Below are 14,223 nucleotides of genomic sequence, written 5' to 3' on the forward strand. Positions count from 1 at the left end.
CACCGTACCGAGTCGGGCCGGGGCTGCGGAGGGGAGATCAACTGGTTCAGCTCGGGGTCACCTTGAGGTTGCCGCCCTCGACCGCCACGGAGTAGGCGGGGAGCGGGGTGGGCGCCGGTCCGTCCAGCACCGCGCCGTCGGTGATGGCGAACATGCTGCCGTGACAGGGGCATTGGATCTTCTGGTTCTTGACCTGGTCGACGATGCAGCCGGCGTGGGTGCACGTGGCGCTGAACGCCTTGTACTCACCGGCGTTGGGCTGGGTCACCACGATCTTCTTGTCGCGGTAGACGGTGCCGCCGCCGACCGGGACGGCGGTGGCCGGGCCGACGTCCACCGGGGTCTTGGGCCCGGAGGAGGTGGAGGTGGAGGAGGACGACGAGGAGCAGCCGGCGACCGCCAGCGTGCCGCCGCCTGCGGCGAGGACGGCCGCGGCACCGCAGAGCAGGGTGCGGCGGGAGGTGGCGGGGTTCTCGCCCAGCGGGCTCTCGGGGGCCTCGGACATGTGGTTCGCTCCTGGAGTCGCTGCGGTTCGCCGGGGGTCCCCCCGCGGCGCCGGTCGGCGGTGATTCTATGCGGCCCTTACCCGGCCGCCCCCCGAACGGGGGTCGGCCGGGCCGATGTCGTGCCGCCGACCTCGCGGCGCTACTTCTTCTTGGCGACCGCCCGCTTGCGCGGGGCCTTCACCGGCGCCGGGGCGTCGGTGAACTCGCCCGGGAGGATGTCCCGGAGGAACTTGCCGGTGTGGCTCTCGGAGACCGCCGCGATCTGCTCCGGCGTGCCCTCGGCCACCACCATGCCGCCGCCGGAGCCGCCCTCGGGGCCCATGTCGACGATCCAGTCGGCGGTCTTGATCACATCGAGGTTGTGCTCGATGACGATCACCGTGTTGCCCTTCTCCACCAGACCCGAGAGCACCTTGATCAGCTTGCTGATGTCCTCGAAGTGCAGACCGGTGGTGGGCTCGTCCAGCACGTAGACCGTCCGCCCGGTGGAGCGCTTCTGCAGCTCGGAGGCGAGCTTGACGCGCTGCGCCTCACCACCGGAGAGGGTCGGCGCGGACTGGCCGAGCCGGACGTAGCCGAGGCCGACGTCGTTGAGCGTCCGCAGGTGCCGGGCGATCGCCGGGACGGCCTCGAAGAAGTCCATCGCCTCCTCGATCGGCATGTCCAGGACCTCGGCGATGGACTTGCCCTTGAAGTGGACCTCCAGCGTCTCCCGGTTGTACCGGGCGCCGTGGCAGACCTCGCACGGCACGTAGACGTCCGGCAGGAAGTTCATCTCGATCTTGATGGTGCCGTCGCCGGAGCAGTTCTCGCAGCGGCCGCCCTTGACGTTGAACGAGAACCGGCCGGGCAGGTAGCCGCGGACCTTGGCCTCCTGCGTCTCGGCGAAGAGCCGCCGGACGTGGTCGAACACGCCGGTGTAGGTGGCCGGGTTGGAGCGCGGGGTGCGGCCGATCGGCGACTGGTCGACGTGCACGACCTTGTCCACCTGGTCGGTGCCGGTGATCCGGGTGTGCCGGCCCGGCACGCTGCGGGCGCCGTTCAGCTCCCGGGCGAGGTGGGTGTAGAGGATGTCGTTGACCAGCGTCGACTTGCCGGAGCCGGAGACCCCGGTGATCGCGGTGAACGTCCCGAGCGGGAAGCCGACCGTGACGTCCTTGAGGTTGTGCTCGCGGGCGCCGTGGACGGTCAGCTGGCGCTTCTTGTCCCGCTCGCGGCGGGTGGCCGGGATCGGGATGGACCGCTTGCCGGAGAGGTACTGGCCGGTCAGCGACTCCTTGTTGGCGAGCAGCTGCTTGAGCGAGCCGGAGTGCACCACCTTGCCGCCGTGCTCACCGGCGCCCGGGCCGATGTCGACCACCCAGTCGGCCATCTTGATGGTGTCCTCGTCGTGCTCGACGACGATCAGGGTGTTGCCGATGTCCCGCAGCCGGACCAGGGTCTCGATCAGCCGGTGGTTGTCCCGCTGGTGCAGGCCGATCGAGGGCTCGTCCAGCACGTAGAGCACGCCGACCAGGCCGGAGCCGATCTGGGTGGCGAGCCGGATCCGCTGGGCCTCGCCGCCGGACAGGGTGCCGGCCGCGCGGTTCAGCGAGAGGTAGTCCAGGCCGACGTCGACCAGGAACCGCAGCCGCTCGTTGACCTCCTTCAGGACGCGCTCGGCGATCTGCTTGTCCCGCGCGTTGAGCTTCATCGCGCCGAGGAAGTCCGAGCAGTCGCTGATCGACATCGCCGAGACGTCCGCGATGGACCGGCCCTCGACGGTGACGGCCAGCACGACCGGCTTGAGCCGGGTGCCCCGGCAGGTCGGGCAGGGCACCTCGCGCATGTAGCCCTCGAAGCGCTCGCGGCTGCTGTCGCTCTCCGCCTCGGTGTGCCGGCGCTGGATGAACGGCACCGCGCCCTCGAAGCCCGTGGTGTAGGAGCGGTCCCGGCCGTAGCGGTTGCGGTAGCGCACCTCGACCTGGTGCTTGTGCCCGTACAGCAGCGCCTTCCTGGCGCGGGCCGGCAGCCCGGCCCAGGGGAGGTCCGTCCGGAAGCCCAGCTCGCCGGCGAGGGCGTCGATCAGGCGCTGGAAGTACTCCTTGGTGTGGCCGCCGGACCAGGGGTGGATGGCCCCCTCGTCCAGCGACTTCTCCTCGTCGGGGACGACCAGCTCCGGGTCGACCTCCATCCGGTTGCCCAGGCCGGAGCAGTCCGGGCAGGCGCCGAACGGCGAGTTGAAGGAGAACGAGCGCGGCTCCAGCTCCTCGAACGACACGTCGTCGTACGGGCAGTAGAGGTGCTCGGAGTACATCCGCTCGCGCTCCGGATCGCCCTCCGGGAGGTCGACGAAGTCGAGCACGACCATGCCGCCGCCGAGCCGCAGGGCCGTCTCCACCGAGTCGGTCAGCCGGCGCTTGGCGCTGCTCTTCACGGTGAGGCGGTCGATGACCACCTCGATGGTGTGCTTCTCCTGCTTCTTGAGCTTGGGCGGCTCGGCGAGCTGGACCGTCTCGCCGTCCACCCGGGCCCGGGCGTAGCCCTTGGACTGGAGGTCGGCGAAGAGGTCGACGAACTCGCCCTTGCGCTCGCGCACCACCGGGCTGAGCACCTGGAACCGGGTGCCCTCGGTGAGCTCCAGCACCTTGTCCACGATCGCCTGCGGGGACTGCTTGGCGATCGGGCGGCCGCAGTGCGGGCAGTGCGGCTTGCCGATCCGCGCGAACAGCAGGCGCAGGTAGTCGTAGACCTCGGTGATGGTGCCGACGGTCGAGCGCGGGTTCCGGTTGGTGGACTTCTGGTCGATCGAGACGGCCGGGGAGAGGCCTTCGATGAAGTCGACGTCGGGCTTGTCCATCTGCCCGAGGAACTGACGGGCGTAGGAGGACAACGACTCGACGTATCGGCGCTGGCCCTCGGCGAAGATCGTGTCGAAGGCGAGCGAGGACTTGCCGGAGCCGGAGAGGCCCGTGAAGACGATGAGGGAGTCGCGGGGCAGGTCGAGCGAGACGTTCTTGAGGTTGTGCTCGCGAGCACCGCGGACGATGAGGCGGTCGGCCACTGCTTCTGGCGCCTTTCTCCGGGGCGAGATGGCTTTGCGTGAGAGGTGTACTTCTTCCAGGATGCGCCTGCCAGCCTATAGCTCAGGCGTTCGATTCTCGACCTTGTCCAGCGGAGTCCACCCGATCGAGTGAGAGACCTGCTCGACGTTGACCGGGCCTGTTCGAGAAAAGCCCTGCTCAGCCGTGACATCGGAGATAGCGTCACCCTCGTCAACGAGCGAGTGCCCGTGCGGGCAACGCTGCCGACCACTCCGACGGAGGCCGCCACCGATGACCGACCCCCAGACCGCCGCCGACCTCGCCGACGAGCGGCTCCGGCTGGTCGCCACCAGCACCGGGCACCTGCTGCACACCGTGGCCGGACTGAAGCCCGAGGCCCTCGCGGAGCCCTCCGCCCTGCCGGGCTGGACCAGGGGCCACGTCCTGGCCCACCTGGCCCGCAACGCGGACTCGCTGGTCAATCTGCTCGACGGCGCCCGGACCGCCACCGACATCCCGCAGTACCCCAGCGACGAGGCCCGTGACCAGGGCATCGAGGACGGCGCCGACCGCCCGCTCGATGTCCAGCTCGACGACCTGCGCGACTCCGACGAGCGGTTCGCCGCGGCCGCCGCGGCGCTGGCGCCCGGGGCCTGGACGGCCGAGGTGCGCCACCGCACCGGCTACGTCTTCCCGGCCGCCGACATCCCGTGGAAGCGGCTGATGGAGGTCGAGTACCACCACGTCGACCTGGCCGCCGGCTACTCCCCCGCGCACTGGCCGGAGCTCTTCGCGGTGGCCGAGTTCCGGCGCCTGTCCGACCGGCTGGCGGGCGCCGAGGGCCTGCCCGCGGTCGAGCTGGTCGCCGACGACACCGAGGACCGGGCCGTGATCGGCACCGCCGGCGAGGGGCCCGGACTGACCGCCGAGGGCCCGGTGCGGGCGCTCGCCGCCTGGCTCTCGGGCCGCTCCGACGGCGACGGCCTGCAGGTCCACCGCGGCGGCGACCAGCTCCCCGACGGCCGCGCCGCGCTGCCCGCGCTCCCGCCGCTGGGCTGACGCGGGGCGGGCCCCCGCACCGGGCCGGGCCCCGGCGCGGGAAGATCCACAAGACGCGGCCCGGCCGCGCGACGATGCTGGCAGCAGGGGCGATGCCGACGGCGGCCCCGGAACGACGAGGAGCGGACGGATGACGTACCACGGAGCGGTCAAGGTCGGCGGGCCGCCGGACGTGCGCGAGCTGGCCCACCTGATCATCACCAAGGCGGCCGTCGGCCCGTACGACAACAACGCCTACCTGCTGCGCTGCCGGGCCACCGACGAGCAGCTGTTGATCGACGCCGCCGCCGACGCGGCGGTGCTGCTGGAGACGGTCGGTGACGAGCTGACCACCGTGGTCACCACGCACCGCCACCACGACCACTGGGGCGCGCTCGCCGAGGTGGTCGCGGCGACCGGCGCCCGCACCGCCGCCGGGCGGTACGACGCCGAGGGCATCGACGTCCCGACCGAGCTGCTGCTGGAGGACGGCGAGCCGCTGCGGTTCGGGCAGATCGAGCTGACCGTCCGGCACCTGGTCGGGCACACCCCCGGCGCCATCGTGCTGGTCTACGACGACCCCCAGGGCCACCCGCACGTCTTCACCGGCGACTGCCTCTTCCCCGGCGGCGTCGGGAACACCTGGGACGACAGGGCCGCCTTCGAGAGCCTCTACCGGGACGTCAACGAGAAGATCTTCGACGTGCTGCCGGACGAGGCCTGGGTGTACCCCGGCCACGGCAAGGACACCACCCTCGGCGCCGAGCGCCCGCACCTCCAGGAGTGGCGCGAGCGCGGCTGGTAGCCCCGGTACGACGAACGGCGGGCCCGCGACCACTGCTCGGTCGCGGGCCCGCCGCCCTGGACCCCGGGGGTCCCGGGGATCAGGGGATCAGGCGTCGATCTTCTCCGGGGCCTCGTCGGCCCGCTCCTGCTTCTTCGCGGCGATCAGGCTGGTCACCGTGGTGACGGCCAGCACCACCACGATGAAGCCCAGCGAGAACGGGATGCCGATCTCGGGGACGTGCACACCCTGCTCGTGCAGCGCGTGCAGCACCAGCTTCACGCCGATGAAGCCGAGGATCACCGACAGGCCGTAGGAGAGGTGGACCAGCTTCTTCAGCAGCCCGCCGATCAGGAAGTACAGCTGGCGCAGCCCCATCAGGGCGAAGGCGTTCGCGGTGAAGACGATGTACGGGTCCTGGGTCAGGCCGAAGATCGCCGGGATCGAGTCCAGTGCGAACAGGACGTCCGTGGTGCCGATCGCGAGCATCACGATCAGCATCGGCGTCATCAGCCGACGGCCGTTCTCCCGGATGAAGAGCTTGGTGCCGTGGTACTTGTCGGTCGACGGGAAGCGCTGCTCGATCGACTTGAGCAGCCGGTTCTCCTCGAACTCCTCGTCCTCCTCGTCGGCCCGGGCCTCCTTGATCAGCTTCCAGGCCGTCCAGACCAGGAAGCCGCCGAAGATGAAGAACACCCAGGAGAACTGCGCCACCAGGGCCGCGCCGCCGGCGATGAAGACCGCCCGCAGCACCAGGGCGATGATCACACCGAACATCAGCACGCGCTGCTGGTAGATCTTCGGCACCGCGAACTTGCCCATGATCAGGATGAACACGAACAGGTTGTCGACGCTGAGCGACTTCTCGGTGATGTACCCGGCGAAGAACTCACCGGCCGGCTTGGAGCCGGAGTGCCACCAGAGGAACCCGCCGAAGACGGCGGCCAGCACGATCCAGACCGTGGTCCAGACACCGGCTTCCTTGACCGACACCTCGTGCGGCTTGCGGCCGCCGATGAAGAAGTCGGCCACGATCAGGGCCAACAGCACACCGATCGTGCCGATCCACAAACTTACGGAAACGTCCACTACTGCTCCTCCGGCAGGTAGGCGAGACAGTCATCGTCACTGCCGGAGGTCTCTTCCGCCCGCCGGGCGCATGTGCGGCGCCCGCGGACCAGCGCCCCGGGACGCCGCCAGGTGGGCGCCCGTGATGACGGGACAACTGCGAGGGAATACTCCCCTCCGCTCCCACGAGGCTAACAGAAGAACCAAGAGAAGGTAAAGAAGGTAAAGAACGACCCGGGGCGCCTGCCGCCGGCCGGGACCCCGCCCGCTAGAGGAAGGGCTCGATGGCCGGCAGCAGGTCCTGGAAGGTCCGACCCCGGGCCGGCGCGCCGATCGCCTGCATCCCCCAGCCGCCGGACGGCTCGCGGAACACCTTCGCCATGATCTGCCCGGTGTGCGGGCCGCCGCCGGCCAGCTCGTAGCGGGCCAGCTCCAGCCCGGTCGAGTCGTCCACCAGCCGGCAGTACGCGTTCTGCACCTCGGCGAAGGTCTGCCCGGTGTACGAGCTGACCGTGAACACCACCTGGGTGATGTGCACCGGTACGTGGGCCAGGTCGACCAGGATCGACTCGTCGTCCTCACCCGCCCCGGTGCCGCCGACCAGGTTGTCCCCGGTGTGCCGGACGGAGCCGTCGTTGCTCTCCAGGTGCTGGAAGAAGACCACGTCGGACGGGGTCTGCTCGGCGTACAGCAGCGCCGAGGCGTCCAGGTCGATCTGTCGCGTCCGGCTGCCGAAGAGGCCGCGCTTGGGCGCCGCCTTCCAGCCCAGCCCCATCCGGACGACCGTCAGCGACTCGCCCGAACCCTTCTGCAGGCTGACCTGCTGCCCCTTGGCAAGGTTCACCGACACGGCCTTGTCCTCTCTGCCCAGCCGGGCGGTCGGTATCCGCGCCGGCTTCACGGTGGAACACCCCCTTGCCGTCCCCCGGCTGAGGCCCCCTGATGCGACCGCCCGTCCCGGGCGGCACCGCAGGCCAGCCTAGGGCCTGCGGTCGGCCGCGTCCGTCAGCGTCTACCCGTTTGTGGCAAGGCTGAGACACCGCCGGGCTTGACCGGTACCGGATCCGGCCAAGCCCGGCGCGGGCCGCGACCGGCGCTACGCGATACCCGCCTCGCGCATCTGGCGGAGCTCCTTCTTCAGCTCCTTGACCTCGTCGCGCAGCCGGGCCGCGACCTCGAACTGGAGGTCCGTCGCGGCCGCGTGCATCCGCTCGGTCATCGACTGGATCAGCTCGGCCAGCTCGGCCGCCGGCAGGCTCTTGGCGGGCTTGCGGTCCGCGCCCAGCGCCGGCACCGGGGCCTTGCCCTTGCCCCCCGCCCGGTAGCCGGAGGAGAGCAGCTCGTCGGTGTCGACCTCCTCGCGGGCGAGGGTGTCCAGGATGTCGCCGATCTTCTTGCGGAGCGGCTGCGGGTCGATCCCGTGCTTCTTGTTGTAGGCCTGCTGCACGGCCCGGCGGCGGTTGGTCTCGTCGATCGCCTTCGCCATCGAGGGGGTGATCCGGTCCGCGTACATGTGGACCTGGCCGGAGACGTTGCGGGCCGCGCGGCCGATGGTCTGGATCAGCGAGGTGCCGGAGCGCAGGAAGCCCTCCTTGTCCGCGTCCAGGATCGCCACCAGGGAGACCTCGGGCAGGTCGAGGCCCTCACGGAGCAGGTTGATGCCGACCAGCACGTCGTACCGGCCGGCCCGCAGCTCGCGCAGCAGCTCGACCCGGCGCAGCGTGTCGACGTCGCTGTGCAGGTACCGGACCCGGATGTCCAGACCGAGCATGTAGTCGGTGAGGTCCTCGGCCATCTTCTTGGTGAGGGTGGTGACCAGGACGCGCTCGTCCCGCTCCACCCGCGTCCGCACCTCGTGCACCAGGTCGTCGATCTGGCCCTCGGTCGGCTTGACGATCACCTCGGGGTCGATCAGGCCGGTCGGGCGGATGATCTGCTCGACCTGGCCGTCGCCGCGGGACAGCTCGTACGCGCCGGGGGTGGCCGAGAGGTAGACGGTCTGGTCGGTCCGCTCCAGGAACTCCTCCCACTTGAGCGGGCGGTTGTCCATCGCGGAGGGCAGCCGGAAGCCGTGCTCGACCAGGGTGCGCTTGCGGGAGGCGTCGCCCTCGTACATCGCGCCGATCTGCGGGACGGTGACGTGCGACTCGTCGATGACCAGGAGGAAGTCCTCCGGGAAGTAGTCGAGCAGGGTGTTCGGCGGGGAGCCGGGCGCGCGGCCGTCGAAGTGCATCGAGTAGTTCTCGACGCCCGAGCAGGTGCCGATCTGGCGGAGCATCTCGATGTCGTAGGTGGTGCGCATCCGCAGCCGCTGGGCCTCCAGCAGCTTGCCCTGCTTCTCCATCCGGGCCAGCGTCCCGGCCAGCTCCTTCTCGATGTCGTTGACCGCCCGCTCCATCCGCTCCGGGCCGGCCACGTAGTGCGAGGCGGGGAAGACGTGGACGGAGTCGTCCTGGCTGATGATCTCGCCGGTCAGCGGGTGCAGGGTGTACAGCGACTCGATCTCGTCGCCGAACATCTCGATCCGCAGGGCGAGCTCCTCGTAGACCGGGAAGATCTCGATGGTGTCGCCGCGGACCCGGAAGGTGCCGCGGGTGAAGGCGAGGTCGTTGCGGGTGTACTGGATGTCGACGAAGCGGCGCAGCAGCACGTCGCGGTCGATCTCCTCGCCCACCTTGAGCCGGACCATCCGGTCGACGTACTCCTGCGGGGTGCCGAGGCCGTAGATGCAGGAGACGGACGCGACGACGACCACGTCCCGGCGGGTGAGCAGCGAGTTGGTCGCGGAGTGGCGCAGCCGCTCGACCTCCTCGTTGATCGAGGAGTCCTTCTCGATGTAGGTGTCCGTCTGCGGGACGTACGCCTCGGGCTGGTAGTAGTCGTAGTACGAGACGAAGTACTCGACCGCGTTGTTCGGCAGGAGTTCCCGGAACTCGTTGGCCAGCTGGGCGGCCAGGGTCTTGTTCGGCGCCATCACCAGGGTGGGGCGCTGCAGCTTCTCGATCATCCAGGCCGTGGTGGCCGACTTGCCGGTGCCGGTGGCGCCGAGCAGGACGACGTCCTTCTCCCCCGCGCGGATCCGGCGCTCCAGCTCGGCGATCGCCGCCGGCTGGTCGCCATTGGGCTGGAAGGGGCTGACGACCTCGAAGGGCGTCTCTGAGCGCTCAATACTCGTGATGGGTCGCACGTGTCCACCGTACGACCCACCACTGACAACCGGTGCCTACTTGGCGCTGTCCCGGGCCAGCGCGACCAGCCGGGAGACCGCCCGGAGGTACTTCTTGCGGTAGCCGCCGCGCAGCATCTCCTCGGGGAAGACCTGGTCGAAGGGGATCCCGGAGGCGGTGATCGGCAGCTCGCGGTCGTACATCCGGTCGGCGAGGACGACCAGGCGCAGCGCGGTGGACTGGTCGTCGACCTGCCGCACGCCGCGCAGGCAGACCGCCTGCACGTCGTCCAGCAGCGCGCCGTAGCGGCTCGGGTGGACGGCGGAGAGGTGGTCGAGCAGCCCGGAGAACTCGTCCAGCGAGGCGCCCGGGGTGCGGGCGGCGACGGCGGCGACGGTCTCGTCGTCGTACGGCGGCGGGGCGGCCGGCAGGCCGCGGTGGCGGTAGTCCTGGCCGTCGATCCGCATCGGGCGGAAGTGCGCGGAGAGGCCCTGGATCTCGCGCAGGAAGTCGGCGGCGGCGAACCGGCCCTCGCCGAGCTTCTCCGGCAGGGTGTTCGAGGTGGCGCAGAGCTTGACGCCGTTGTCGACCAGGCGGCCGAGCAGGGTGGAGACCAGCACCGTGTCGCCCGGGTCGTCCAGCTCGAACTCGTCGATGCAGAGCAGGCGGTGGTCGGAGAGGGTCCGGACGGCCTGCTGGAAGCCGAGCGCGCCGACCAGGTTGGTCAGCTCGACGAAGGTGCCGAACGCCTTGGGGCCGGGGGCGGCGTGCCAGAGCGAGGCCAGCAGGTGGGTCTTGCCGACGCCGTAGCCGCCGTCCAGGTAGACGCCGGCCGGGCCGGTGGGCACGGGGGCCGTACGGCGGAACCAGCTGCGCTTGGGGGCGCCGCCGTCTCCGGCGTTGAGCGTGCCGGCGAACTGCTCCAGGACCTGGACCGCCTCGTACTGGCTGGGCTGGTTCGGGTCCGGGAGGTACGTTCCGAAGCTGACGAGGGAGAAGCGCGGTGGCGGGACCATCTCGGCCACCAGGCGCTCGGCGGGGACGACGGGGCGCCGGTCGGTGAGCGCGAGGGGAGCGGTGGCCACGTCTGCGGTCGCTATCGGCTCGGTCGGCGCGTCGGGGAGTGGGGCTGCGGGCACGGTACTAGAGGGTACGCCTGCCGGCGCACCGCTCGGGCCGAGGGCCGCCGGTGGATCGCCGGGCGCCGGGCGACGAGACTGGACGGCATGCAACAGTTGATCAGTCCGCTGTCCCGGCCGTTCGCCGATCCCGCGTCGCTGGAGTCGCTCGCCGCCGTCTACGCGTACCCCGAGCAGGTGAATCAGGGCCGGCCGTGGCTGCGGGCCAACATGGTGGCCGGCCTGGACGGCGGGGCGAAGCTGGCGGGCCTGTCCGAGGGGCTCTCGGGGGACGCCGACAAACGGATCTTCGGAGTGCTGCGGGCGCTGTCGGACGTGGTGCTGGTGGGCGCCGAGACGGTCCGCGCCGAGGGGTACCGGCCGGGCCGGGCCCGGGCCGACTTCGCCGCGGCGCGGGCGGCGGCCGGGCAGGCCCCGGCCCCGGTGATCGCGATCGTCAGCCGCTCGCTGGGGCTGGACCTCGCGGCGCCGCTGTTCACCGAGCCGCTGGTGCGGACGGTGGTGATCACCACCGAGGACGCGCCGGCGCGCAGCCGCCGGGCGGTGGCCGAGGTGGCCGACGTGGTGGTGGCCGGGAAGGGCTCGGTGGACCTGCCCGCCGCGGTCGCGGCCCTGGCCGAGCGGGGGTGGACGAGGCTGCTGAGCGAGGGCGGTCCGCGGCTGCTGGGGCAGCTGGCCGCCGCGGACCTGCTGGACGAGCTGTGCCTGTCGGTGGCACCGCTGATCACGGCCGGCGACGCGCCGCGCATCATCCACGATGCGGAAATGCCTGACGTGCAGCGGATGCGACTGGTCTCATTGATCGAGCAGAAAGGATTCCTCTTCACCCGCTACCTGCGTCTTCACCCGCAAGCCGCGTCACCGGCCCCCGTGACCGCCGGACAGTGATCCCGCTCTCCTTCGGGAGCTCCACCCGCGTGGCCCGCAGGGTCGCGGGGCAGCATGCGGAAAGCTTCCCGCCGGGCAGTATGGGATGCGATGCCGGGGCCCGGGGGCCGGTCACTGGAAGGGACTCACGTGTTCAAGACGGTACTGATGATCGAAAAGGCGCTCTCCGACGCCGATGTGGAGCTCGTCACCACGCTCCACAGCGACGAGAAGGTGTCCTTCGTCGTCCTGATGCAGCCGCGCGGCAAACAGGACGAGCTGCTGAGGGCGCTGGACGACGTCGCCCTCGGCCACCTCGACAAGGTGGTGCGCGAGCACGACGAGTCCGAGCACGAGCCGACGGTGGCCGGCGAATCGCTCGCCCACAGCCTGCGCCACCTGCGCCAGGCCGGCGCGGAGGCGATCGGCGAGCTGGTCGAGGAGAAGCCGCTGGAGCGGCTGCGCGCGGTGGTCGAGGAGCACCGGGCCGACGAGGTCGTGGTGCTCACCTCGCCGCACTTCGTGGAGGAGTTCTTCCACCGCGACTGGGCCTCCCAGGCCCGGCACAAGGTGGGTGTCCCCGTCCTGCGACTGTTCGCCAGCGACTCCTGACCCGACCCGCCGGTGGTGCAGAATCGTCCTTGCGGCCCATCCGCGAGGACGATTCGCCCGTTGGTCCGCCGACCGACGTACCCGCTGTACCCGCTCTGCCCCTTGTCTGCCCCCGCCCGTACGGAGCCTTGCCTTGAACGACGCCGCGCACGACCTGCACGCCCCGCACTTCATCGGTATCGGCGGCGCCGGGATGTCCGGCCTGGCGAAGATCCTCGCGGTGCGCGGCGCCAGCGTCTCCGGCAGCGACTCCAAGGAGTCCGAGACCGTCCTGGCGCTGCGCGCGCTCGGCGCCGTCGTGCACATCGGCCACGCCGCCGAGCACGTGCCGGACGGTGTCAGCAGCGTGGTCGTGTCCAGCGCCATCCGCGCGGACAACCCGGAGCTGGCCACCGCCCGCGAGCGGGGCGTCCCGGTGGTCCACCGCTCCGACGCGCTGGCCGCGCTGATGGGCGGCCGCCGGGCGCTGGCCGTGGCCGGCACCCACGGCAAGACCACCACCACCAGCATGCTCGCCGTCGCCCTCGGCGAGCTGGGCCTCGACCCCTCGTACGCGATCGGCGGCGACCTCGACGCGCCCGGCTCCAACGCCCACCACGGCACCGGCGAGATCTTCGTCGCGGAGGCCGACGAGAGCGACCGCAGCTTCCACAAGTACGCGCCCGAGGTGGCGATCGTGCTCAACGTCGAGCTCGACCACCACGCGAACTACGCCTCGATCGAGGAGATCTACGAGTCCTTCGAGACCTTCGTCGGCCGGATCGCCCCCGGCGGCACCCTGGTGGTCTCCGCCGACCACGACGGCGCCCGCGAGCTGACCTCCCGGGTGGCCGGCCGCGAGGGCCTGAACGTCGTCACCGTCGGCGCGGCCGAGGACGCCGACGTCCGCGTGCTGTCGGTGGTCGCGCACGGCATGACCAGCGAGGTCACCGTCCGGCTGGACGGCGCCGAGCTGACCTTCACCGTCTCGGTGCCCGGCCGGCACTACGCCCACAACGCGGTCGCGGCGCTGGCCGCCGGCGTCGCCCTGGGCGTGCCGGCCGCCGACCTCGCCAAGGCGCTCGGCGCCTACACCGGCGTGCGGCGGCGGCTCCAGCTCAAGGGCGAGGCGGCCGGCGTCCAGGTGATCGACTCCTACGCCCACCACCCCACCGAGATGACCGCCGACCTGGAGGCGATCCGGGAGGGCCTGCACGGCGCCGGGCGGGTGCTCGTGGTCTTCCAGCCGCACCTGTTCAGCCGCACCCAGCAGCTCGCCGAGGAGATGGGCCGGGCGCTCGCCCTGGCCGACGCCTCGGTGGTGCTGGACATCTACCCCGCCCGCGAGGACCCGATCCCCGGCGTCACCAGCGAGCTGATCATCGACGCGGCGAAGCGGGCCGGTGCCGAGGTCACCGCCGAGCACGCGTTCGACGCCGCCCCCGCCCTGCTGGCGGGCCTGACCCGCCCGGGCGACCTGCTGCTCACCATGGGCGCCGGTGACGTCACCAACCTCGGGCCGGAAATCCTCCGGCACCTCGCGAGCGTTGGCACCGACGTCCGAGACCTGCCGACCGGGAGTCTGCGATGAGCTACGAGATCGAGAAGAGCGACGCCGAGTGGCGCGCCGAGCTGAGCCCCGACGAGTACCACGTGCTCCGCGAAGCCGGCACCGAGCGCCCGTTCACGGGTGAGTACACCGACACCAAGACCGTCGGGGTCTACAGCTGCCGCGCCTGCGGGTCGGAGCTGTTCAGCTCGGAGACCAAGTTCGACAGCCACTGCGGCTGGCCGTCCTACTACGCCCCGCTCGCCGGGGACCGGGTGCAGTACATCGAGGACACCACGCTCGGCATGCGCCGGGTGGAGGTCCGCTGCGCGCGCTGCGGCGGGCACCTGGGCCACGTCTTCGAGGGCGAGGGCTACGGCACGCCGACCGACCAGCGCTACTGCATCAACAGCATCTCGCTGACGCTGCGCCCGGCCGACGGCAGCTAAGCACGGCACGGCACGCGGGCCCGGGAGCCGGTTCGGCGCCCG

At 71.1% G+C, this 14,223-nt stretch carries 12 protein-coding genes; 6 read left to right on the forward strand and 6 right to left on the reverse strand.

Annotation, left to right across the window (positions count from 1 at the left end):
• Nucleotides 1–46: 46 nt before the first annotated feature.
• Nucleotides 47–505 carry a Rieske (2Fe-2S) protein gene (locus tag ABZ497_RS11630; RefSeq protein ID WP_352288129.1) on the reverse strand — a complete coding sequence of 153 codons (459 nt, stop codon included), beginning with the start codon at nt 503–505 and terminating at the stop codon, nt 47–49.
• 140 nt (nt 506–645) lie between these two features.
• Entirely contained in the window at nt 646–3,549 is a 2,904-nt protein-coding gene (gene uvrA, locus ABZ497_RS11635) for an excinuclease ABC subunit UvrA (RefSeq protein WP_329490004.1), read from the reverse strand.
• A gap of 271 nt (nt 3,550–3,820) precedes the next feature.
• On the opposite strand from uvrA, the gene ABZ497_RS11640 reads away from it, so the two are divergent.
• Complete coding sequence (locus ABZ497_RS11640) at nt 3,821–4,588, forward strand: maleylpyruvate isomerase family mycothiol-dependent enzyme (RefSeq protein WP_359804432.1); 768 nt, start codon at nt 3,821–3,823, stop codon at nt 4,586–4,588.
• Nucleotides 4,589–4,718: 130 nt separating this feature from the next.
• Entirely contained in the window at nt 4,719–5,372 is a 654-nt protein-coding gene (locus ABZ497_RS11645) for an MBL fold metallo-hydrolase (RefSeq protein WP_359804433.1), read from the forward strand.
• A gap of 87 nt (nt 5,373–5,459) precedes the next feature.
• Here ABZ497_RS11645 and ABZ497_RS11650 read toward each other — a convergent pair whose 3' ends face one another.
• From ABZ497_RS11650 to zapE, 4 genes are all read right to left on the reverse strand, one after another.
• A complete protein-coding gene (locus tag ABZ497_RS11650; protein WP_329490001.1) occupies nt 5,460–6,440 on the reverse strand; it encodes a TerC family protein in 981 nt (326 codons plus the stop codon).
• 247 nt (nt 6,441–6,687) lie between these two features.
• Entirely contained in the window at nt 6,688–7,269 is a 582-nt protein-coding gene (locus ABZ497_RS11655; protein WP_329490000.1) for a TerD family protein, read from the reverse strand.
• Nucleotides 7,270–7,515: 246 nt separating this feature from the next.
• Entirely contained in the window at nt 7,516–9,606 is a 2,091-nt protein-coding gene (uvrB, locus tag ABZ497_RS11660; RefSeq protein WP_359804434.1) for an excinuclease ABC subunit UvrB, read from the reverse strand.
• A 36-nt stretch (nt 9,607–9,642) separates the two neighbouring features.
• On the reverse strand, nt 9,643–10,686 hold the full coding sequence (zapE, locus tag ABZ497_RS11665) for a cell division protein ZapE (protein WP_352288365.1): 1,044 nt from the start codon (nt 10,684–10,686) through the stop codon (nt 9,643–9,645).
• Nucleotides 10,687–10,812: 126 nt separating this feature from the next.
• Here zapE and ABZ497_RS11670 point away from each other — a divergent pair, with 126 nt between their 5' ends.
• From ABZ497_RS11670 to msrB, 4 genes are all read left to right on the forward strand, one after another.
• Complete coding sequence (locus ABZ497_RS11670; protein ID WP_359804435.1) at nt 10,813–11,613, forward strand: pyrimidine reductase family protein; 801 nt, start codon at nt 10,813–10,815, stop codon at nt 11,611–11,613.
• A 129-nt stretch (nt 11,614–11,742) separates the two neighbouring features.
• Nucleotides 11,743–12,204, forward strand: coding sequence for an indole-3-glycerol phosphate synthase (locus ABZ497_RS11675; RefSeq protein ID WP_359804436.1), 462 nt, complete (start codon nt 11,743–11,745; stop codon nt 12,202–12,204).
• A 133-nt stretch (nt 12,205–12,337) separates the two neighbouring features.
• A complete protein-coding gene (murC, locus tag ABZ497_RS11680) occupies nt 12,338–13,774 on the forward strand; it encodes a UDP-N-acetylmuramate--L-alanine ligase (RefSeq protein ID WP_359804437.1) in 1,437 nt (478 codons plus the stop codon).
• The gene (gene msrB, locus ABZ497_RS11685) at nt 13,771–14,181 is read left to right on the forward strand and encodes a peptide-methionine (R)-S-oxide reductase MsrB (RefSeq protein WP_359804438.1); all 411 of its coding nucleotides are present in this window, start codon (nt 13,771–13,773) and stop codon (nt 14,179–14,181) included. The genes murC and msrB overlap by 4 nt, the downstream gene beginning before the upstream one ends.
• The last annotated feature ends 42 nt before the right edge of the window (nt 14,182–14,223 follow it).

Origin of the sequence: Kitasatospora sp. NPDC005751 (assembly GCF_040630835.1) — a bacterium.
Lineage (GTDB): Bacteria > Actinomycetota > Actinomycetes > Streptomycetales > Streptomycetaceae > Kitasatospora.

Coding starts and splice junctions, on each gene's coding strand:
- ABZ497_RS11630 (WP_352288129.1), bottom strand. CDS start 505: ATGTCCGAGGCCCCCGAGAGCCCGCTGGGCGAGAACCCCGCCACCTCC.
- ABZ497_RS11640 (WP_359804432.1), top strand. CDS start 3,821: ATGACCGACCCCCAGACCGCCGCCGACCTCGCCGACGAGCGGCTCCGG.
- ABZ497_RS11645 (WP_359804433.1), top strand. CDS start 4,719: ATGACGTACCACGGAGCGGTCAAGGTCGGCGGGCCGCCGGACGTGCGC.
- ABZ497_RS11670 (WP_359804435.1), top strand. CDS start 10,813: ATGCAACAGTTGATCAGTCCGCTGTCCCGGCCGTTCGCCGATCCCGCG.
- msrB (WP_359804438.1), top strand. CDS start 13,771: ATGAGCTACGAGATCGAGAAGAGCGACGCCGAGTGGCGCGCCGAGCTG.